19 protein-coding genes are annotated in these 21,680 nt (G+C 63.8%); 5 read left to right on the top strand and 14 right to left on the bottom strand.

All coding sequences use genetic code 11. The features are described 5' to 3' along the window. Positions 1-185: 185 nt before the first annotated feature. Complete coding sequence (gene serB / locus C5N93_RS03250; RefSeq protein WP_242558248.1) at positions 186-1,007, top strand: phosphoserine phosphatase SerB; 822 nt, start codon at positions 186-188, stop codon at positions 1,005-1,007. A 147-nt stretch (positions 1,008-1,154) separates the two neighbouring features. On the opposite strand, the gene C5N93_RS03245 is transcribed toward serB, so the two are convergent. The 8 genes from C5N93_RS03245 to phaC form a co-directional block, all read right to left on the bottom strand. Then, positions 1,155-2,372, bottom strand: a complete 1,218-nt coding sequence (locus tag C5N93_RS03245; RefSeq protein ID WP_242558247.1) for a cystathionine beta-lyase — start codon at positions 2,370-2,372, stop codon at positions 1,155-1,157. 52 nt (positions 2,373-2,424) lie between these two features. Beyond that, entirely contained in the window at positions 2,425-3,606 is a 1,182-nt protein-coding gene (gene bktB, locus C5N93_RS03240; RefSeq protein ID WP_242558246.1) for a beta-ketothiolase BktB, read from the bottom strand. A 185-nt stretch (positions 3,607-3,791) separates the two neighbouring features. Continuing rightward, entirely contained in the window at positions 3,792-4,736 is a 945-nt protein-coding gene (locus tag C5N93_RS03235; protein WP_242558245.1) for a sugar kinase, read from the bottom strand. Beyond that, positions 4,736-6,103 carry a 30S ribosomal protein S12 methylthiotransferase RimO gene (gene rimO, locus C5N93_RS03230; protein ID WP_150720495.1) on the bottom strand — a complete coding sequence of 456 codons (1,368 nt, stop codon included), beginning with the start codon at positions 6,101-6,103 and terminating at the stop codon, positions 4,736-4,738. Before rimO ends, C5N93_RS03235 begins: the two co-directional genes overlap by 1 nt. A 246-nt stretch (positions 6,104-6,349) precedes the next feature. Further along, a complete protein-coding gene (gene phaR / locus C5N93_RS03225; RefSeq protein ID WP_069341147.1) occupies positions 6,350-6,937 on the bottom strand; it encodes a polyhydroxyalkanoate synthesis repressor PhaR in 588 nt (195 codons plus the stop codon). A 162-nt stretch (positions 6,938-7,099) separates the two neighbouring features. Then, entirely contained in the window at positions 7,100-7,840 is a 741-nt protein-coding gene (locus C5N93_RS03220) for a 3-ketoacyl-ACP reductase (protein ID WP_069341146.1), read from the bottom strand. A 193-nt stretch (positions 7,841-8,033) separates the two neighbouring features. Then, a complete protein-coding gene (locus C5N93_RS03215; protein ID WP_242558244.1) occupies positions 8,034-9,215 on the bottom strand; it encodes an acetyl-CoA C-acetyltransferase in 1,182 nt (393 codons plus the stop codon). 96 nt (positions 9,216-9,311) lie between these two features. Then, positions 9,312-11,171, bottom strand: coding sequence for a class I poly(R)-hydroxyalkanoic acid synthase (gene phaC, locus C5N93_RS03210; RefSeq protein WP_242558243.1), 1,860 nt, complete (start codon positions 11,169-11,171; stop codon positions 9,312-9,314). Positions 11,172-11,385: 214 nt separating this feature from the next. Here phaC and C5N93_RS03205 point away from each other — a divergent pair, with 214 nt between their 5' ends. Further along, complete coding sequence (locus C5N93_RS03205; protein WP_069341144.1) at positions 11,386-11,568, top strand: hypothetical protein; 183 nt, start codon at positions 11,386-11,388, stop codon at positions 11,566-11,568. A 116-nt stretch (positions 11,569-11,684) separates the two neighbouring features. On the opposite strand, the gene pgeF is transcribed toward C5N93_RS03205, so the two are convergent. Further along, positions 11,685-12,506, bottom strand: coding sequence for a peptidoglycan editing factor PgeF (pgeF, locus tag C5N93_RS03200; RefSeq protein ID WP_242558242.1), 822 nt, complete (start codon positions 12,504-12,506; stop codon positions 11,685-11,687). Further along, complete coding sequence (locus C5N93_RS03195; RefSeq protein ID WP_242558241.1) at positions 12,487-13,500, bottom strand: RluA family pseudouridine synthase; 1,014 nt, start codon at positions 13,498-13,500, stop codon at positions 12,487-12,489. The genes pgeF and C5N93_RS03195 overlap by 20 nt, the downstream gene beginning before the upstream one ends. A gap of 156 nt (positions 13,501-13,656) precedes the next feature. Here C5N93_RS03195 and C5N93_RS03190 point away from each other — a divergent pair, with 156 nt between their 5' ends. Then, a complete protein-coding gene (locus C5N93_RS03190; protein ID WP_242558240.1) occupies positions 13,657-14,484 on the top strand; it encodes an outer membrane protein assembly factor BamD in 828 nt (275 codons plus the stop codon). A gap of 121 nt (positions 14,485-14,605) precedes the next feature. After that, on the top strand, positions 14,606-15,325 hold the full coding sequence (locus tag C5N93_RS03185; protein WP_242558239.1) for a glutamine amidotransferase: 720 nt from the start codon (positions 14,606-14,608) through the stop codon (positions 15,323-15,325). Between the two features lie 106 nt (positions 15,326-15,431). Here the strand turns inward: C5N93_RS03185 and C5N93_RS03180 are convergent, their stop codons facing one another. From C5N93_RS03180 to C5N93_RS03170, 3 genes are all read right to left on the bottom strand, one after another. Then, positions 15,432-17,654, bottom strand: a complete 2,223-nt coding sequence (locus C5N93_RS03180; RefSeq protein WP_242558238.1) for an ATP-dependent DNA helicase — start codon at positions 17,652-17,654, stop codon at positions 15,432-15,434. A gap of 140 nt (positions 17,655-17,794) precedes the next feature. Next, positions 17,795-17,998: a YdcH family protein gene (locus tag C5N93_RS03175; RefSeq protein ID WP_069341138.1), complete on the bottom strand. Its 204-nt coding sequence runs from the start codon at positions 17,996-17,998 to the stop codon at positions 17,795-17,797. A gap of 92 nt (positions 17,999-18,090) precedes the next feature. Then, positions 18,091-18,900: a hypothetical protein gene (locus C5N93_RS03170; RefSeq protein WP_242558237.1), complete on the bottom strand. Its 810-nt coding sequence runs from the start codon at positions 18,898-18,900 to the stop codon at positions 18,091-18,093. Positions 18,901-19,104: 204 nt separating this feature from the next. Between C5N93_RS03170 and C5N93_RS03165 the strand changes: the two genes are divergently transcribed. Continuing rightward, on the top strand, positions 19,105-21,462 hold the full coding sequence (locus C5N93_RS03165) for a Tex family protein (protein ID WP_242558236.1): 2,358 nt from the start codon (positions 19,105-19,107) through the stop codon (positions 21,460-21,462). 107 nt (positions 21,463-21,569) lie between these two features. Here the strand turns inward: C5N93_RS03165 and C5N93_RS03160 are convergent. Then, positions 21,570-21,680, bottom strand: a 111-nt coding sequence (locus tag C5N93_RS03160; RefSeq protein ID WP_242558265.1) for an integrase core domain-containing protein, incomplete at its 5' end; no start/stop codon positions are given.

Genomic DNA, 21,680 nt, shown 5'->3' with positions numbered 1-21,680 from the left:
GCTGCCGGGTTCGCAACCCTGTAAAATGCGGTTCCATTCGCACGCGGCGCCCGCCAAACGGGCGGTTGGCGCGTGGCATTTGCGCAGTCGCTTATTTACATTTCCAGATGGCTCACGACCTCGTCATATTGGGACCTCATGTCCCCACCGGTCCCGATTCGGGCACCGCAACGCCTTCGGCAGACATGTCTGTGCCGGTGCCGCCAGCCGCCATTCAGGCCCTGGCCCCGAACGCTACGATCGAAACCGCTCGCGGCGTTGCACGTGTGCGTGATGTCATCGACTCGCCTGCGTTGCGAAGCGCCATCGGCGCGCTTTCGCAGCAGTACGGTGTCGATGTCGCCATCGTCGACAGCGAGCGCCGTCTGTCCGATTTCAAGCTCGTCGCCATGGACATGGACTCGACGCTCATCACGATCGAGTGCATCGACGAAATCGCGGATTACTGCGGCCTGAAAGCGGAAGTCTCCGCCATCACCGAAGCCGCCATGCGTGGCGAAATCAAGGACTTCAACGAAAGCCTGACGCGCCGCGTCGCCTTGCTCAAGGGGCTCGATGCCAGTGCACTGGAGAAGGTCTTCGAGGAGCGCCTGCAACTCTCGCCGGGCGCCGAGACGATGCTGCGCGGCGTTCAATCGCTGGGCATACGCACGCTGTTGGTGTCAGGCGGATTCACGTTCTTCACGGAGCGCCTCAAGGCGCGTCTGAACCTCGACGTCACGCGCGCGAATACGCTCGAAATCGTCGACGGCAAGCTGACCGGGCGGGTGCTCGGCGAGATCGTCAATGCAGAAGTGAAGGCGCGCACGGTGACCGAAGTCGCCGCGCAGTTTGGCGCGACGCCCGCGCAGGCGATCGTCATGGGTGACGGATCGAACGATCTTCAGATGATGGCCATCGCGGGCCTGTCGGTCGCGTTCCGGGCGAAGCCGGTGGTGCGGGAGAAGGCGTCCGTCGCGTTCAACTACGTCGGGCTGGACGGACTGCTGTCGCTGTTCCGGGCCTGAGCCGAGGGCATCAGGCGACATGCACGCCGTCGCGTGGCGAGCGGCCTCGGCGAACGAGGCCGCGACACCGTGGTGCCGTGATGCCGCAGCCGGATCACGGCATGGCCGACGTAGTTTGGCCGGTGCAGGTTGACCGACGAGTGGAGATCAGCCGCCGAGATGCGCCTTCAGGCTGGCTTCGATATCGGCTTGCAGATCGCGCACGTCTTCGAGTCCCACGTAGAAGCGCACGAGCACGCCCTTGTGCGGCCATGGCGTCTCGGTGCGCATCGAAGGCACTCGATACGGCACCACGAGGCTCTGCGCCCCGCCCCAACTGAAACCGATCTTGAACAGGCGCAGCGCTTCGATGAAAGCGTCGATCTGTGCCTGCGTGTAGCGCTCGTCGAACACCACCGAAAACAGACCGCCAGCGCCCGTGAAGTCGCGCCGGAAATACTGATACCCGGGGCAATCTTCGAACGCCGGGTGCAGCACCGCCGCGATCTCATGGCGCGTGCCCAGCCAGGTCGCTAGCGTCATCGCTGAACGGTCATGGGCCTCGAAGCGCAACTGCATGTTCGGCAGGCTGCGCAGCACCAGACTGCAATCGTCGGCCGATACCCCGACGCCCATGCGCATGCGCGCCTGCTTGAGGCGATGGTGAATGTCGTCTTCGATGGTCACGACGCCGCCCATCAGAATGTCGCTACCGCCCGACTGGTACTTCGTCAGTGCCTGCACGGAGATGTCTACCCCGTGATCGAACGGACGGAACGCGAGTCCGGCCGAGTACGTATTGTCGATGGCTGTGAGCACCCCGCGCTCGCGCGCCACACGGGCAATCGCCGGAATGTCCGGCACTTCCATCGTCACCGAACCCGGCGCTTCGAGCCAGATCAGCTTCGTATTCGGCTGGATCAGCGCACCGATTCCATCGCCGATCATAGGATCGTAGTAGCGCACCGTGATGCCCCACGACGCCGCAAGCCAGTCGCCATGCTCGCGATTCGGGCCGTAGGCGTTATCGGGAATCAGAACGTCGTCGCCTTGCTTGACGAGACCGAAGTAGACATTGGAGATGGCCGCGAGACCCGATGGAAACAACAGGCAATGCTTGCCGCCTTCGAGCGCAGCGAGACGTCGCATCAACTCCATCGAGGTGGGCGTCGCGTGCAAGCCGTAGCGCCACTGGCTGTCGTTCTTCCAGTCGAGCGCGCGCATGGCGGCCAGATCGGGGAAAATCACCGTCGACGCACGTGCCACCGGCACCGGCATGGCGGAGAAGCCCGCCGGCAATTGTGTGTCGGTGTGCAGAATATTGGTTTGCCAGTGCCAGCCGTTGGCTTCGGGCTTGTCGAAGGGCTTGCGGTTGTCTTGCGTCATCACGGCTCCGGAAAGACTTGGGCCGGCAACGACGCCGGCCCCCGGGAGTAACTTACACGCGCTCGAACACGGCTGCAATGCCCTGACCGCCGCCGATGCACATGGTGACCAGCGCATAGCGACCGCCGATACGCTGCAACTCATGCAGCGCCTTGACCGTGATCAGCGCGCCCGTCGCGCCGATCGGGTGGCCCAGCGAGATACCGGAGCCATTCGGGTTCACCTTCGCCGGATCGAAGCCGAGGTCGCGCGTGACGGCACACGCCTGCGCGGCGAACGCTTCGTTCGCTTCCACAATGTCGATATCCTCGACCTTGAGGCCCGCGCGCTCCAGCGCCTTGCGCGATGCCGGCACCGGACCGATCCCCATGTAGTTCGGATCGACGCCCGCGTGCGCATAGCTCACCAGCCGCGCGAGCGGCTTCGCGCCACGACGCTCGGCCTCGGCGCGCTCCATGAGAATGAGCGCCGCCGCCGCATCGTTCAGACCGGACGCATTGCCTGCCGTCACGGTGCCATCTTTCTCGAACACCGGTCGCAGCTTCGCCATGTCTTCCAGGCTGACGTCGGCACGCACGTGCTCGTCAGTCGTGAAGGCCACGTCGCCCTTCTTCGACTTCAACGTGATCGGCACGATCTGATCGTTGAAGTAGCCAGCGGCCATCGCCCGCGCCGCGCGATGATGCGATTCCACCGCCAGCCGGTCCTGATCCTCACGCGTGATGCCCCACTTCTTCGCGATGTTCTCCGCCGTCACGCCCATGTGGATGTTGGCGAACGGATCGTGCAGCGCACCGAGCATCATGTCGACGAGACGCGACTCGCCCATGCGCGTGCCCCAGCGAGCGCCCGGCATCACGTACGGCGCACGGCTCATGCTTTCCGCGCCGCCGGCCATCGCCACGTCGGTGTCGCCCAGCAGGATCGATTGCGCGGCGGACACCACGGCTTGCAGGCCCGAGCCGCACAGACGGTTGACCGTCATCGCCGGGGCATGCTGACTCACGCCCGCCTCGATGGAGGCCACGCGCGCCAGATACATGTCTTTGGGTTCGGTATGGATGACGTTGCCGAACACGACGTGTCCGACGTCTTCACCGCCGACCTTGGCACGGGCCATGGCCTCGCGGGCGACGATGGCGCCGAGCTGCGTCGGTGCGAAATCCTTCAGGCTGCCGCCAAAATCACCAATCGCGGTACGTACGCCGCTCACGATCACGACTTCTCGTTGCATGTCTCTCCTCCGGGTGGATATCGGTTTGCAACGAGTATAGCGCCGTAGGGGTTACCGCGATGGCAGGCTCATTGGAGGGAAACTTCGATGATGACGCTTGCGCGGACGGCGGTCGTTTCGATCGACGTCCGGCAGGAAGACAGGAAGATATGCGAGGAGGACGCGCGAGCGCGCGTCCCGAAACTTCAGGCCGCCAGTTGCTGGAGCACCTGTTCGGCGTATGGCACCGGGGCGACCGCGCCGTAGCCGGTCGTCGACAGCGCCGCGCACACGTTGGCGTAACGCGCAGCCGTGAACGGATCGTCGCCGAGCGCCAGACGGGCAATGAACGCCCCGCCGAAGCAGTCGCCAGCGCCGGTGGCATCGACCGCCTGCACCGGGTACGGTGCGACGATACGACGCTCCTGCGGCGTGGCCACGTAGCAGCCCTCACGCCCCAGCTTCAGCGCCACGACCTTCACACCGTGGGAGAGCAGTTCGTCGAGAATGGCATCGCGATCTTCGAGACCGGTGACGGCCGTCACGTCGTCCCAGCTCGGCAGACAGACGTCGGTCAGGCTGAATGCCTCGCGCATCGTGGCACGCGCACGTGCCAGCGGCCACAGCTTGAGGCGCAGATTGGTATCGAAGGACACCTGTCCGCCGGCGGCGCGAATCTTCGACATCGCGTCGAACGCGGCGTCGCAAGCGTTCACGCTGATCGCCAGACTGATGCCCGACAGATGCAGGAATTTCGCACCGCCGAGCGCTTCGTCCGGCACACCCTGCACACGGTAACGGCTTGCAGCCGAACCGGCGCGAAGATAGTCGAAGTGGTGCCCGTTCTCGTCGTGCGACACGAAGTAGACGCCGGTCGGCGCCTGCGCGTCGACACGCACGCATTGCGTATCCACGTTCTCGTCTCGCCACAGATCGAGCAGCATACGGCCGAACAGATCGTCACCCACGGCGCTCACGAACCCCGTGCTCACGCCCTGACGCCGCGCGGCAATGGCAAAGTTCGACGTATCGCCGCCAAACCCTTGAAGATACTGACGCGCATCCGTAGGCGACTGGTTGAATTCGATCATCGCCTCGCCCATCGCGAGGACTTGCGGCGTTGACGTCACGTTCCGATCCACTTGCGTCATCAGACCACCTCGCCCCACAGATCGTGGCCATCGGCGCCCGTCACTTCGACATTCACGAACTCACCGACCTTGAGGCGCTTAGCCGCCTTGGGCGTGGGTTCGATGTACACGAGACCGTCGATTTCCGGCGCATCGGCGGCCGAGCGGGCGATGCCGCCGTCCTGATTGATTTCGTCGACGATGACCTGAATCGTCTTGCCAATCTTGCGCTGCTGGCGTTCGGCGGAAATTTCCTCGGCCACTTCCATGAAGCGGGCACGACGTTCTTCGCGCACTTCGTCCGGTAGCGCGCCGGGCAGTTCGTTGGCGCGGGCGCCTTCGACCGGCGAGTAAGCGAAGCAGCCCACGCGATCCAGTTCCGCTTCACGCAGGAAGTCCAGCAGGTATTCGAACTCGGCTTCCGTCTCGCCCGGGAACCCGGCGATGAAGGTGCTGCGGATCGTGAGATCCGGGCACATCTTGCGCCACGCCTGAATGCGTTCGAGGTTCTTCTCGCCCGACGCCGGACGCTTCATGCGCTTGAGCACGTCCGGATGGGCGTGTTGCAGCGGCACGTCGAGATACGGGAGGATGTGCCCTTCGGCCATCAGCGGAATGATTTCGTCGACGTGCGGATACGGATAGACGTAATGCAGACGCACCCACGCGCCGTACTGCTTCGCCAGTTCGCCCAGCGCCGTGACCAGTTCGGTCATGCGGGTCTTGAGCGGACGTCCGGCCCAGAAGCCGGTGCGGTACTTCACGTCCACCCCGTAGGCGCTGGTGTCCTGCGAGATCACGAGCAGCTCTTTGACGCCGGCCTTGAACAGGTTCTCGGCCTCGAGCATCACTTCCGCCACTGGACGCGAGTCGAGATCGCCCCGCATCGACGGGATGATGCAGAACGTGCAGCGATGGTTGCAGCCTTCGGAAATCTTCAGGTAGGCGTAATGGCGCGGGGTGAGCTTGATCCCGGCGGGCGGCACGAGATCGGTGAACGGGTCGTGCGGCTTCGGCAGATGCGTGTGCACCGCGCTCATCACTTCGCCCACGGCGTGCGGGCCGGTCACGGCCAGCACCTTCGGGTGCACGGCGCTCACGATGTCCTGACCGGCGGCGTCTTTCTTCGCGCCGAGGCAACCGGTGACGATCACCTTGCCGTTCTCGGCGAGCGCTTCGCCAATGGCGTCGAGACTTTCCTGAACGGCGTCGTCGATGAAGCCGCAGGTATTGACCACAACGAGATCGGCACCGTCATAGGTACCGGCGATGTCGTAACCTTCGGCGCGCAATTGGGTCAGAATCTGCTCGGAGTCGACCAGGGCCTTGGGGCAGCCGAGCGAAACGAAGCCGACCTTGGGGGTGCCGGCGGGCGATGGGCGGGACATGGGGCGAATCCTGATCTAATGAATACGTGTAACGATTGAACGGCAATGCGCAGTGCGTCTGTCGGCATCGCGTCACATCGCGTCAATTAACCGCGCATTTTACCCTGATCGCCCCCGGTTCGTTCCAACTATCGCGCGAACGCGTCGAACGGCGGTGTCACCAGGGAAAAAGACGGGTTAGCAAGGCGATGCCTCTGCGGTGTGCGCCCCATGTCACACCGCAGGGTCAGCCAACGAAGCGTTGGCTCAGGGCTTCTTGTTCGGGTCCCGGCCCGGCGCACCGGGCGCGCCCGGACCACCCGGGAACGGGAACGTGTTGAACATGTTCTTCGCCTGGCTCTGCATCTGTTCCTGCATCTGCACGAACAGGTTCTTCGACTGTTCGATGTAGTTGGTCATCATGCCCTGCATCATCGGCGCCTGCATGTTCATGAATTGCGCCCAGACGTCCGGGTTGAAGGCCGCACCTTCGTAGATGCCCTTCGACTGATCGGCCAGCTTGTTCTGAATCTCGATGAAGGTCTGGATGTTCTTCTCGAGGTAGGTGCCCATCATCCCCTGCAGCGCGTGGCCGTAGAAACGGATGATCTGGGCGAGCATGGCGCTCGAGAACATCGGCACACCGCCGGTTTCTTCTTCCAGAATGATTTGCAGCAAAATGCTGCGAGTCAGGTCCTCGCCCGTCTTGGCGTCGACGACCTTGAACTCCTCGGTCTCGAGCACCAGTTGCTTCACATCGGCAAGGGTGATGTACGTACTGGTTTGGGTATCGTACAGACGCCGGTTCGGATACTTTTTGATCAGGCGCTCGTCAGTCTTCTTGCTCGCGGTCATGCGGTGGGTTTCCTGCGTTTTTGAAGGACTACCCCGACCGGCGGTCGGGGTTAATCACATATTATCGATTCTAGGACGTTTGCTGCTATGCGGCAAAGCCCTAACCCGCAACGGGGCGCCGTGCTTTGTTTCGGCCCGCACCGGCACCCGCCCCGTCACCGCTTAGCCCATGTGCAGGCCGCCGTTGAGCGAGAAGTCCGCGCCCGTCGAGAAGCCCGAATCCTCCGAAGCCAGCCAGGCCACGATCGAACCGATCTCGCCCGGTTCGCCCAGACGCTTGACCGGAATCGTCGCCACGATCTTGTCGAGCACGTCCTGACGGATCGAGCGGACCATATCCGTGCCGATATACCCCGGCGACACGGTATTGACCGTCACGCCCTTGGTCGCCACTTCCTGCGCCAGCGCCATGGTGAAACCGTGGATACCGGCCTTGGCGGTCGAGTAGTTCGTCTGGCCGAACTGGCCCTTCTGACCGTTCACCGACGAGATGTTGATGATGCGGCCCCAGCCACGCTCGCACATGCCTTCGATCACTTGCTTCGTGACGTTGAACAGGCTCGTGAGGTTCGTGTCGATGACGGCATCCCAGTCTTCACGCGTCATCTTGCGGAAGACGATGTCGCGCGTGATACCGGCGTTGTTCACCAACACGTCGACTTCACCGACTTCGGACTTGACCTTGTCGAACGCAGCCTTCGTCGACTCCCAATCGCCGACGTTGCCTTCCGAGGCGACGAAATCGAAGCCCAGCGCCTTCTGGTCTTCCAGCCACTTCACGCGGCGCGGCGAATTCGGACCACAGCCCGCCACGACCTTGAAGCCATCTTTGTACAGCCGCTGGCAAATGGACGTACCGATACCGCCCATCCCGCCTGTCACATATGCAATGCGTTGAGTCATGGAACGCTTCCCCCAAAATAACGGCTGATTGCCGCCTGTTGCGACTGCCAATTGACCGACGCGCAGGCCGCGCGTTCCCACGCGAGCCTTTCGTCTCCTGACGACTTCCTCAGTGCGAGCCCGTGCGCGTTGCACACACGGGCGGCACTGCTTCTTCTGCGGTTCTGATGACCCACACGAAACGCGAGTGGACTCAGACGCGTTCCACCGCCAGCGCCACGCCCATACCGCCGCCGATACACAGCGACGCCAGACCGCGACGCGCGTCACGACGCGCCATTTCATGCAGCAGCGTGACGAGAATACGGCAACCGGACGCCCCGATCGGGTGACCGATGGCGATAGCGCCGCCGTTCACGTTGATCTTCGAGGTGTCCCAGCCCATTTGCTTGTTCACGGCCAATGCCTGCGCCGCGAACGCTTCGTTGATTTCCATCAGATCCAGATCGCTCGCCTTCCAGCCCGCGCGGGAGAGGCAGCGTTGCGATGCCGGGACCGGGCCGATGCCCATCACCGACGGATCGACGCCGGCGTTCGCGTACGCCACGATGCGTGCGAGCGGCGTGAGACCCAGTTGCTCGGCACGCTTGGCCGACATCACGACCACGGCTGCGGCACCGTCGTTGATGCCCGAAGCGTTGGCGGCAGTCACGGTGCCGTCCTTCGAGAAGGCCGGTTTGAGGCCGGAGAGCGACTCGGCCGTCACGCCATGACGCACGAACTCGTCGGTCTTGAAGATCACCGGATCGCCCTTGCGCTGCGGGATCGACACCGGCACGATTTCCTGATCGAAACGTCCGGCCTTCTGTGCCGCTTCGGCCTTGTTCTGCGACGCGGCGGCAAATTCGTCCTGCATCTCGCGCGTGATGCCGTACTCCTTGGCGACGTTCTCCGCCGTGATACCCATGTGGTACTGGTTGTACACGTCCCACAGGCCGTCGACGATCATCGTATCGATAAGCTTGGCATCGCCCATGCGGAAGCCGTCGCGCGAGCCCGGCAGCACGTGCGGCGCGGCGCTCATGTTCTCCTGACCGCCGGCCACGACAATGTCGGCTTCACCGGAGGTGATCGCATTGGCGGCCAGCATCACGGCCTTCAGGCCCGAGCCGCACACCTTGTTGATCGTCATCGCAGGTACCATCGTCGGCAGCCCGGCCTTGATCGAGGCCTGACGCGCCACATTCTGCCCCGAGCCGGCCGTCAGCACCTGCCCCATGATGACTTCGCTGATGTCTTCGCCCTTGAGCTTTGCGCGCTTGAGGACTTCGTCGATCACGATCGCCCCCAGATCCGGCGCCGCCACCTTGGCCAGCGAACCGCCAAACTTACCGACTGCCGTACGGGCAGCCGACACAATCACGATATCCGTCATGTCTCATTCCTCTTTTTTCAATGGGTTCGAACCAGGGGGGATGCCCGTCGCGCAGACCATCGTTCGCGCGACCACACACAACAGGGCGCCCTATGCTCAGGCCTTCGCCTTCACATAGCGGCCGGGCGCCGGTTCGATGGGTGCATAAGCAACATTACCATACGCATTTTGCGCCTTAACGCGTTTTCCGGCGTAGCCTGCGAGCCATTCGCTCCAGTCGCTCCACCAGCTTCCCGGGTGCTCCGTCGCACCCGCCAGCCAATCGCTCGCCTCGACGCCAACGTCGTCGTTGCGCCAATAGCTGCGCTTTTTCTTCACGGGAGGATTGACGACCCCCGCAATGTGGCCCGAAGCGCCGAGCACGAAACGGCGCTCGCCACTGAGCAACGGCAGCGACCGGAACGCCGACGTCCACGGCACGATGTGGTCTTCGCGTGAACCGAACACGTAGGCCGGCGCATCGATCGCGCTCAGATCCACCGGCACGCCGCACGTCTGGATCGCCCCCGGCTGCTTCAGTTCGTTCTGCAAATAAAGGTGGCGCAGATACCAGCAGAACATCGGTCCGGGCAGGTTCGTGCCGTCACCGTTCCAGTAAAGCAGGTCGAACGGCTGCGGCGCGTTGCCCTTCAGATAGCTGTCGACCACGTAGTTCCAGACCAGATCGTTCGGACGCAGGAACGAGAACGTGTTCGCCAGCTCGACGCCGCGCATCAACCCCGGCGGTTGGCCGAGGCCGCCGCCGATCGTCTGCTCGCGGAATTGCACATGCGGCTCGTCGACAAATACATCGAGCACGCCGGTATCGGAGAAATCCAGCAGCGTCGTGAGCAATGTCACGCTCGCGACCGGCGACTTGCGCCCCGTCTGCCCCTTCGCGGCCAATACCGCCAGTGCAGCGGCCAGCAGTGTGCCGCCCACGCAGAAGCCAAGCGCGTTGATCTGCGCCTGACCGCTGATTTCGCGCACGACATCGATGGCGGCAATCGGCCCCTCACCCACGTAGTCGTCCCACGTCTTGTGCGCGAGCGACATGTCGGGGTTGCGCCAGGACACGACGAACACCGTGTGCCCCTGCTCCACGGCGTAGCGGATCAGCGAGTTTTCGGGTTGAAGATCGAGGATGTAGTACTTGTTGATGCACGGCGGCACCACGAGCAACGGACGCTGATGCACCGTCGGCGTGAGCGCCTTGTACTGGATGAGCTGGATCAGCTCGTTCTCGAAGACCACGGCGCCTTCGGTCGTCGCGACGTTACGCCCGACTTCGAACGCGGCTTCATCGGTCTGCGAGACCTTGCCCTTGCCCATGTCGACCAGCAGATGCTGCATGCCGGCGAGCAGGCTGTCGCCGTGCGTCTGTACGAGACGTTGCTGCGCGTCCGGATTGGTCGCGATGAAGTTCGCGGGCGAACTCGCCGCCACCCACTGCTCGACCGCAAAGCGAATGCGCTCGCGCGTTTTCGCATCGGCATCGACCAGTTCGGCCATGCGCATCAGAAAGCGACCGTTGAGCAGATAAAGCGCAGCGGGTAACGCATAGAACGGATTGCGCCAGCCGTCTCCCGAGAAACGACGGTCGCCCAACGGGGGCGCATTGTCGAGGCCGGGTTGATTGAAGCTGGCGACAAGTTCGGAAAATTCACGGGCGTAATCCGACTGAAGCTCGTTCAGTCGCGCCGGATCAACGTGCAACGACGTCGGCTGCGGCAACGCACCCGGCTTACCGAAAAGATCGAATTGCTGGAAAAGCGCCGCGAACGGATTCGCGGCAGCCGCTGCACCATTCGCAGCGAAGGATGACGGGCCGGCAGCCCCCGGCAAAGCGCCGAACATTTGTTGGGCGGCCTTGAACCACTGCGACATGTCCTGAGCGGAGAGCGAAGCGGAGGGAAACTGCTGGGCAAACGAGGCGGCAAACGAGGCCGGATCGAAGTTGGCACTGGCGCGATTCATGGTAGCCTGAGTGTCACGTCCGTTGCGTTCAGGGCCGGCGCCCGAAACGCGGCGGCGTGCTTCGCTTTATGAGCGATGCGCTCCGCCTGTGAAGCATTCTTGCGTGCGCGCGCAGGCGTGTCAATCCTTGCGAAGAACGTCACGAGCGCGGCGCGTCTCTTTGACTTCGCATTGTCCCGGTGCCGCCCCTACTTTTGAATGCGCGTTTGTCCCGATGCTAATCATTCTTCTCGGCTGGCTTTACGTCATTGGCATGGTCGCCATCACCGCACCGTCGGCCTGGCTGGGCATCGCGATCTTTCTCTTCGGCGGCATCGGTCCCGCCCTGCTCGTTCTCTATCTGTCGGGAAGTCGCGCGCGGCGTGCACGCGCGCTGCGACGCGATGACGCACAATGAACGCTCCGGATGCGCAGGTTCGGTGATGACCCGCGCTGGACAACGGGCCGCCGCATGATCGGCGTGACACGGGACAGCGTCGACGAATCTTCACTGATTCGGACGAATTCCGCCGATCAGGCCTCACGCCACACCAGCGCCGCCATCCGCCCTGTCGTGCGATCACGGCGATAGGAGTAGAAGCGCGCCGGATCGCTGACCGTACACCATCGCCCGCCCGACACATTCGTCACGCCTTCGCGCGCCAATCGCACCCGGGCCAGCGCACACAGATCCGCCAGCGACTTACCCACGGCGGGATCGCCGTGCGGGACAAACGCCGCCAGCGTGGCATCACGCTCCTGCGGCGTGGCGGCGTCCAGGAACGCCTGCCGCACCTCCGGCCCCACTTCGAACGCCGTCGGCCCGATGCAGGGGCCAAGCCATGCGATCACCGGCGCCGGCGTGTCGGTTTGCGACAGCCGCGTACGCAATGCCTGTACCGTCTGCTCGATGACACCCGCACACAGCCCACGCCAGCCCGCGTGGGCAGCCGCCACCGCTTGCCCCTGCGCGTCGCACAACAGGACCGGCAGACAGTCCGCCACCATGACGGTGCTCGCGAGACCCACGGCATTCGTGGCGCTGGCGTCAGCCTGCAAGGGGTCACCCGATTGCACGGCGTCCAGCGCGGCTTGCGCATCGACCACGCGCGGGCCGTGCACCTGCGCCACCCATGCCGACGCCACGCCGGTTCGCGTCGCGAGCAAGGCGCGGTTGGTCCGGACGGCCTCGGGATCGTCGTCTGCCTTGAAACCGAGATTGAAGGTCGCTTGCGGCCCTTCGCTGACACCCCCGGCACGCGTGGTGAACACCGCGCGAACCTGATTCGGCGCGGGCCAGTCGGGGACGATCCAGTCCGCAGGTATCGTGTCTTGCTCAGGCAGGGAAGAAGTCATCGAGCGAATCGGGGAGCGTTGTAAAGTCGAATTCGAGACCCAGCGCGGTCATGAGTTCACGCATATCGTCCGGCAAGGGGGCTTGCCAGTGCATGGCGCTGTCGTCTTCGGGATGAATCAGGCCGAGCCGCCAGGCATGAAGCGCCTGACGCGCGAAACCGCCCGGCAATGCCGGACGCTGGTGACGGGGCTTATATAGCGGATCGCCCAGCAGCGAATGCCCAAGATGGGAAAGATGAACGCGGATCTGGTGCGTACGCCCCGTATCCAGCGAGCAAAGCACCAAGGAAACCGGGGAATTCTCCCATTCTGCACTGGCGACCGTCACCACGCGGGTGCGCGCGGGCTTGCCGCCCTGCCCCTGCACCACGGCCATGCGGGTGCGCTCACGCGGGTCGCGCCCGATGGGCGCGTCGACAACCGTGCGCAGCGGCGCGCGCCCCCAGACAAGTGCCGCGTAATGGCGCTTCACGGACCGGGCCTGCAACTGGCGCACCAGGTCGGTCTGCGCCACCAGCGTACGCGCCACGACCATCAGGCCGGACGTCTCCTTGTCCAGCCGGTGGACGATGCCCGCGCGCGGCAGATCGGCGGCCGCTTGCCCATACCGATGCAGCAGCCCATTGAGCAACGTGCCGGACCAGTTGCCCGCCGCCGGATGGACGACGAGGCCCGCAGGCTTGTTGAAGACGGCGAGTGTCGCGTCTTCGTATACGGCGTCGAGCGGCACCGCTTCCGGCGCGAACGCGAGTTGCTCCGGCAATGCCGCGGGCGTGATGAGGACGGTCTCGCCGCCCGCCACTTTCTGACGCACTTTGGCGAGTTCGCCGTCGAGCGTGACACGGCCGTCTTCGACCCAGGCTTGCAGACGACTACGGGAATATTCGGGAAAACAGGATGCCAGCGCCTTGTCCAGCCGCTCGCCGGCGAGCGAATCGGGCAGTATGGCGGTCAGCGGCGTTGCGGTGGATACGGTAGATACGGCAGAAGTCACCCCTGCTGGGGCGTGATCGGCGCGGCTTGAGAAAGCCTCCGGAAGCGACTCGAGGTCGTCGTCCGACGAATCCTCTGCATTTTCCGTGGCAAATGAGGCGGTTACGCTATAATCCGGCACTATTGAACGGGTCATCGAGAAGTGAAGCCAACGAGCATGCAAGCCCTGAAACTTGTCAAACATCTGACGCTGGCCGCCATCGTGGTCGGCAGCATGGCCGCCTGCGGCATTCTGCCGGAGAAGGTCGACGAAACGGCCAGCTGGTCGACGAACAAATTATACTCGGAAGCGAAGGACAGCTTCGATAGCGGCGACTACACCAAGGCCGCCAAATACTACGAGTTGCTCGAAGGTCGCGACCCGTTCGGCCCGCACGCCCAACAAGCCCAGATCAACACGGCCTACTCCTATTACAAGGACAATGAGCCGGCGCAGGCCCTCACGGCCGTCGAGCGCTTCATCCGTCTGCATCCGGACAGCCCGTCGATCGATTACGCCTATTACCTCAAGGGCCTGATCAACTTCAACGACGACCTCGGTCTGTTCGGCCGCTTCTCCGGGCAGGATCTCAGCGAACGCGATCCGAAGGCCTTGCGTGCGGCCTATGACAGCTTCAAGTACCTCGTCGAGCATTATCCGAACAGCAAGTACGCGAACGACGCCGCCCTGCGCATGCGCTACGCCGTGAACGCCATGGCCGCGCACGAAGTGCACGCCGCCGAGTACTACTATCGCCGTGGCGCTTACCTCGCTGCCGTGAACCGTGCACAGAGCGCCTTGCAGGATTTTGACCAGGCACCGGCGCTCGAAGACGCGCTCGGCATCATGATCAAGTCGTACGACAAACTCGGCATGACCGAGTTGCGTGACGATGCGCGTCGTGTGATGGAAAAGACCTACCCGAACAGCGGCTACCTCACGGTCGGCCGCCGCATCGACAACAACCCGAGCGACAAGAAGTCGTGGTGGCAGATCTGGCGTTAAGCCGTCTCGGTTGTCGAATGGCATTCGTCGAAAAGCCCTCGCGCAAGCGGGGGCTTTTTGTTTTTGCATGTCCACATGACGGCCCGATGGCCGCGCTTCTCAGGCATCAGGAGTTGGTTTCGTGAATCCCTCGTCCACCACCGGCAAGACGCTGCTGGCCCTGCGTCACGTCCACTTTGAAGACCTCGGCACGTTGGCGCCGTATTTCACACAACGCGGTTACGCCATCGAGTATGTCGACGCGCCGCTCGCCGACCTGCGCACCGTCGACGCGCGCTCACCGGACTTGCTCGTCGTGCTCGGCGGTCCTATCGGCGCCTTCGACGACCCGCTGCATCCGTTCATCGCGGACGAACTCGCGCTGGTCAAGGCGCGCCTCGCCGCCGGCAAACCCATCCTCGGCATCTGCCTCGGCGCGCAATTGATGGCGCGGGCGTTGGGCGCAAAGGTGTACCCGCTGGGCGTGAAGGAAATCGGCTACGCCCCGCTCACGCTGACGGACGCGGGTCTGTCGTCGCCCCTCGCGGCACTGGGCGACGCGAGCGTGCTCCACTGGCATGGCGACCAGTTCGACATTCCGCCGGGGGCGGTGCATCTGGCACGTACGGCCGTTGGCGAAAATCAGGCCTTCGCGCTGGGCACGCACGCGCTGGGACTGCAATTTCATCTGGAAGCCGACGCCGCACGTATCGAATCGTGGCTCGTCGGGCATGCGTGCGAACTCGGCGCCGCGAAGATCGATCCCGTGGGGCTGCGCAACGATGCCCGGCAGCACCACGCCCGATTGTCCGAAGTCGCTCCGGCCGTCATCGGCCGCTGGCTGGACGCCATGCCCGGTTGATAGCCGACGGATGCCCAACAGACATCGCAGGGCAACGCAACGAAAAAGCCAGACGTTTCACCGTCTGGCTTTTTTCATTCCGCGCCGAGCGTAGGAGTCGTGTGACTCAATCGCCCGCCTCGGCCGCGATCTCATCGAAGAATCCGCGCACGATCGGCAATTCCCGCGTACGTTTGAATGGCGGGAGGCTCTGCCAGATTCGCCGCCCATAGGGCTTGTCGACGAGACGCGGATCGCAAATCATCAGCACCCCGCGATCGGCTTCCGAACGAATCAAACGCCCCGCCCCCTGCTTCAACGTGATTACCGCCTGCGGCAACTGGTGCACGGCGAACGGGCTCAACCCCTTCTTCGTCAGCGCATCGAGACGCGCGGCAAGCACCGGATCGTCCGGCGGCGCGAACGGCAATTTGTCGATGATGACGAGCGAAAGCGCTTCACCCCGCACGTCCACACCTTCCCAGAAACTCTGACTACCGATGAGGACGGCATTGCCCAGCGCGCGGAACCGGTCGAGCAACTCCGTGCGGCTCGCTTCGCCCTGCACTAGCAGCGGATACGGCCAGCCACGCCGCTCGAACTCTTCGCGCAGACGCTCCGCTGCACGATTGACCGCTCGCAACGTCGTACACAACACGAAGGCCCGACCACCGCTGACTTCGAGCACCGGCAACGCGGCGTCGAGCACGGCGTCCGTAAAGTTCGGTGCCGACGGCTGCGGCAATCCGCGCGGCACGTACAACAAGCTTTGGTTCTGATAGTCGAACGGGCTAGCCAGCGTCAGCGACTTGCCCGCATCGAGTCCCAATTGCGCGGCGTAGTGCATGAAGTTGCCCTTCACGGACAACGTAGCCGACGTGAAAATCCACGCGCGCGGCGCCCCGGCCCGCTGCTTCGCGAAGATCGGCGCAATCGAGAGCGGGGTCTGATGCAATTGCACCGCCTGCGAGAACACTTCAATCCAGCGAACCGTCTCCGGCGGCGTGTAGGTCTTTTCCGATTTACCTTCGCCGTCCACGCCTTCCGCCGCCTTCGCTTCCGCCGTCAGACGCGCCGCTTCCGCCTCGCGCGCCTTCGCTGCCTTTTCGCGTTTGCCGTCGGTCACACGCGGCGCGTCGGGGTCCAGCAGCGGCAGTGGCTGCTCGCCCGGCGACGGCGGCGTCACGCCCAACTGCCAACGCTCCAGTTGCTCATGCAATTCCAGTGCACGACGCAGACACGCACCGAGCGCTTCGGCGCGCTCGGCCTGATGCTGAAGCGTCTCGATCACATCCTGCAACGCGATGTCGACACTCTCGAGCGCCCCGAACAACTCGTGATCGTCCGGCAGTTGCGTCACGGACATCCGTGCGTTGTCCTGACCGAACGTCAAACGCACATCGCGCGCGGCCCGCTCCAGATTCGCGCCGAGCTTGACCCAGTCGGCGGCATCGCGCGCGTGAATCAGGCCTTCCGCGACGCAATCACGCGCCAGTTCAAGCAGTTGCGTGGTCGAGACCGTCTCGCCGAAGAACAGCGTGGCGGTTTCCGGCAACTGATGCGCTTCGTCGAAAATGACGGTATTGGCGCTCGGCAACAATTCCGCCATGCCGGTATCGCGCAGCATCACATCCGCAAAGAACAGATGGTGATTGACGACCACGAGATCGGCCTGCTGCGCTTCCTTGCGCGCGAGCATCACGAAACAGTCCTTGTAACGCGGGCAATCCTGGCCGAGACAGTTATCGCGCGTAGACGTTACCTGCGCCCAGATCGGCGCGTTCTCCGGCACGGATGCCAGTTCCGCCTTGTCGCCGCTATGCGTGATCTGCGCAAATGTCGTGATCTCGCGCAACTGGGCAGCCTCATGACGCGATGCAAAGCGCCCTTCCTGCTGCGCACGCTCCAGATAGTAGTGACACAGATAATTCGAGCGCCCCTTGAGCATGGCCACCGTGACCGGCACGGCAAGCGCCTTGCGCACGGTCGGAATGTCACGCGCAAAGATCTGGTCCTGCAAGTGTTTGGTGCCGGTCGAGATGATCGTCTTGCCGCCCCACAGCATGGCAGGCACCAGATACGCGTAGGTCTTGCCCGTGCCCGTGCCGGCCTCGGCGATCAGCGAGTCGTGCGTATCCATCGCAGCGGCCACGGCACGCGCCATCTCGGTTTGTGGTTCACGCGAGCGATAGCCGTCGATCGCGCGCGCCAGCATGCCGCCATCGCCGAAGATTTCCTCCAGCTCGCGCTCTCGCTTGGGAGCGAGCGGCTTGAGTCCGTGGAACGTTGGCGTGTCAGCGCTTGGGGAGAGATCGGTGGAATCGCTGGATGCGGCGGCGGAATCGGTCAAAACGGCTCTGAAAACTCGAAGGCGCCGCGCATCGCCTCATGGGGATACGCAGCGCCGCAATGAAAAAAGTTACCGCGCGAAGCTCAGGACGAATGTCGCAGATATCACGCGAATTTCCGGTGCATTGCCGGGGCGCTCGCTCAGGCGGGCAGGTCCGGCGTTTGCTGCACTTGCAGCAGGGTGATCGTGTCCTTGATCTTCAGACGGCGCTTCTTGAGCCGGGTGACCTGAAGCTCGTCATACGCCGGTTCCGTCAGCAACTTATCGATCAGATAGTCCAGATCGCGGTGTTCGATCTGCAATTCGATGATGCGACGTCCAACGGAGTGAAGATCGTGCTGCATCGTGACAACTCTCCTGCGACTCTCAAGTGATTCCGGTTCGGCGCCAACCCGCGTTGTGCGTCGCGTTCCGCCCGCCTCCAGCCTGCGCGGGCTTACTGCCCTTCCAAGGCCTTCTGCGCCGGCGAACTCCCCGACTGCGACTCGTTACGCCGCGCGTCCGACTTCTGCTGACGCTCGATGGCTTCCTGCTGCTTCTGGTTGTACTTGCGCACGTTCTCTTCGCGCTCGGCAGCCTTTTGCGCCGCCGACGCTTTCGCCTCGTCGAGCTTCTGCTGCTGCCCCGCCTGCTTGGCGTTGTACGACTCGGTATTCGCCGCACGTTGCGGTGCCTGTCCCGTACGTTCAGTGACGCGCTGCTGATATTCGGCCTGCTTGGCCTCGTAATCCGAGACGTTCTGAGCCCGCTCGGCGGCACGCTGCGGTGCTTCCGCAGCCGTTTGCGCGCGCTTGGCTGCGAGGCGTTCGTCACGCTCCTGCGCGCGCACCTTGCGCTCCTGATCTTCGAGCACCAGCCGCTGGCTACGAATCGCCTTGAGCGCTTCGCGCTGCTCGTCGCGCGCGTTATCGATGCAGTAATTCACGAAGAACTTCGAGGCGCACTCGTACTTCGCCTCTTCGAAACGGTAGTCGACCCACGCGCGCTGACGATCGAGCACCGCCCGGCGGCCGCCAAAATCGTCATCGGCAGGATGCATGTCGAGCTGGTCGTCATAGGCGACGGGCTTGTCGTCCTCGGCTGCGGCAGCCGCAGCGCTGGCCTTGCTGGCAGACGACGGCGTGCGATTCGCCGTGGCATCGAACGGCACCAGGGGAACACGCAGTTGTTCGGTCGTGCGTCCAGCCGCCTCGACGGCCGACAGCCCCTGAGCGAACGACGTCCCCGGCACAACGGCAGCCGTCACGAAACCAAACACGACACCCGCGGCGACGCGCGTAAGGGCCGGACGGTTCGGAAGCTGTCGCAGATTCAGTCGCGAAAACAATTTTTCGAAGGAAATCATGAGGTTGAGCAGAGTGATGCCAAATTTTAGCATTGCCTGCCCGGACGCGCCCGCGGTTTATGGCAAAATGCCCCGCTCCTGGCACTTGGGTAACTCGCAACACTCATGACGCAAAACGTAGCCCTTCAGATCGTTCAACGCATCGCCGACGAACTCAGCGTGCAGCCGCGTCAGGTCGCCGCCGCCGTGCAGCTGCTGGACGAAGGCGCCACCGTGCCCTTCATCGCGCGCTACCGCAAGGAAGTGACCGATAACCTCGATGACACGCAGCTGCGTACGCTCGAAGAGCGTCTGCTGTATCTGCGCGAACTGGAAGATCGCCGTGCGGCGATTCTCGCGAGCATCGAGGAACAAGGCAAGCTGACGGACGAACTGCGCACCGCCATCGTCGCGGCCGACACGAAGCAGACGCTCGAAGACCTTTACCTCCCGTACAAGCCGAAGCGCCGCACCCGCGCGCAAATCGCCCGCGAAGCCGGTCTCGAACCGCTCGCGCAGGCGCTGCTGGCCGATCCGACGCTCGACCCGCAGGTTGAAGCCGCCAAGTTCGTCGACGCCGAGAAAGGCGTTGCCGACGTCAAGGCGGCCCTCGACGGCGCCCGCGACATCCTTTCCGAACAATTCGGCGAGACGGCCGAGCTGCTCGGCAAACTGCGCGACTACCTCTGGACCCAGGGCGTCGTGTCGTCCAAGGTCGTGGAAGGCAAGGAAAGCGAGGAAGGCGAGAAATTCCGCGATTATTACGACTACGCCGAGCCGATCGCGGCCGTGCCGTCGCACCGCGCGCTCGCCCTCTTCCGTGGCCGCAACCTCGGCATTCTGATGGTCAAGCTGGGCCTTGGCGAAGAACTCGACGCCCAGATCCCGCATCCGTGCGAAGGTGTGATCGCCGGTCACTTCGGCATTCGCCAGCAGAACCGCGCGGCCGACAAGTGGCTCGCGGACGTCTGCCGCTGGTGCTGGCGCGTGAAGGTGCAGCCGCACCTCGAATCGGAACTGCTCACGCAGATTCGCGAGAGCGCCGAGAGCGAAGCCATTCGCGTGTTCGCCCGCAACCTCAAGGCACTGCTGCTCGCCGCACCGGCCGGCCCGAAGGGCGTGATCGGTCTGGACCCGGGCCTGCGCACCGGCGTGAAGGTCGCAGTGGTCGACGCGACGGGCAAGCTGCTCGGCACCGACACCATTTACCCGCATGAGCCGCGTCGCGACTGGGACGGCTCGCTCTCCCGACTGTCGAAGATCGCGGCCGCGACGGGCGCTCAACTGGTGAGTATCGGTAACGGTACGGCGTCGCGTGAGACGGACAAGCTGGCGCTGGAACTCATCAAGCGCCATCCGGAACTGAAGCTCCAGAAGATCGTGGTCTCGGAAGCCGGCGCCTCGGTGTACTCGGCGTCGGAGTTCGCAGCAAAGGAATTCCCTGAACTCGACGTCTCGCTGCGTGGCGCCGTCTCGATTGCGCGACGTCTGCAAGATCCGCTGGCCGAACTCGTCAAGATCGAGCCGAAGGCCATCGGCGTGGGGCAGTATCAGCACGACGTGAACCAGCGTGAACTGGCGCGCATGCTCGACGCCGTCGTCGAGGATTGCGTGAACGCGGTCGGCGTGGACGTCAATACCGCCTCGGCGCCGCTGCTCGCGCGCGTGTCGGGCCTGAACAGCACGTTGGCGAAGAACATCGTGGACTTCCGCGACAGCAACGGTCCGTTCGCCAATCGCGAAGCCCTCAGGAAGGTGCCGCGTCTGGGCGACAAGACGTTCGAACAGGCGGCTGGCTTCCTGCGCGTGAACGGTGGCGACAATCCGCTGGATCGCTCGTCGGTGCACCCGGAAGCCTACCCCGTCGTCGAGCGCATTCTCGCCAAAATCAAGAAGTCGATCGGCGATGTGATGGGCAACGGTTCGGTCGTGCGCAGCGTATCGCCCACGGAGTTCGTCGACGAGCGCTTCGGCCTGCCGACGGTGAAGGACATCCTGACCGAACTCGAGAAGCCGGGCCGAGATCCGCGTCCCGAGTTCAAGACGGCAACGTTCCAGGAAGGTGTCGAGAAGCTGACCGACCTGAAGCCGGGCATGCAGCTCGAAGGCGTGGTGACGAACGTTGCCGCTTTCGGTGCGTTCATCGATATCGGCGTGCATCAGGACGGTCTCGTCCACGTCTCGGCCATGTCGACGAAGTTCATCAAGGACCCGCACGAAGTCGTGAAGGCTGGCGATATCGTGAAGGTCAAGGTGCTCGAAGTCGATCCGCGCCGCCAGCGTATCTCGCTCACCATGCGTCTGAACGACGACCTGCCGGTGGCGGGCAGCAGCGACCGCCCGGGTAGTCACGGCGGCGGTGCACCGCGAGGCGGGCACGGCGGTCAGGGCGGCGGTGGCCGTGGCGGCAACGGCGGCGGACGCTCGCGCGAACCGGAAACGGTCAACGCCATGGCAGCGGCCTTCGCCAAACTCAAGCGCTGAGCCCAAGGCACACGGCGGCGGTGACATGCGGGGGGCATCCTTCGCGACGCACCGCCACCGTTGAGCGCATCTGTCAAGTCCTGAAATAGGTTGACAGAAAAAGTCATTCAAAACGCCCGATGCACCGCATCGGGCGTTTTGTATTTCAGGGCCGCATGAGGTCGTTCGTGATTGTAGATGTGCACGGACTGTCTCACCATTTTGACGGCTTGCTTGAG

This window comes from Pandoraea sp. LA3 (genome assembly GCF_022696215.1).
Taxonomy (GTDB): Bacteria; Pseudomonadota; Gammaproteobacteria; order Burkholderiales; family Burkholderiaceae; genus Pandoraea; species Pandoraea capi.
This window is presented reverse-complemented; position numbering and strand designations above follow the sequence as displayed.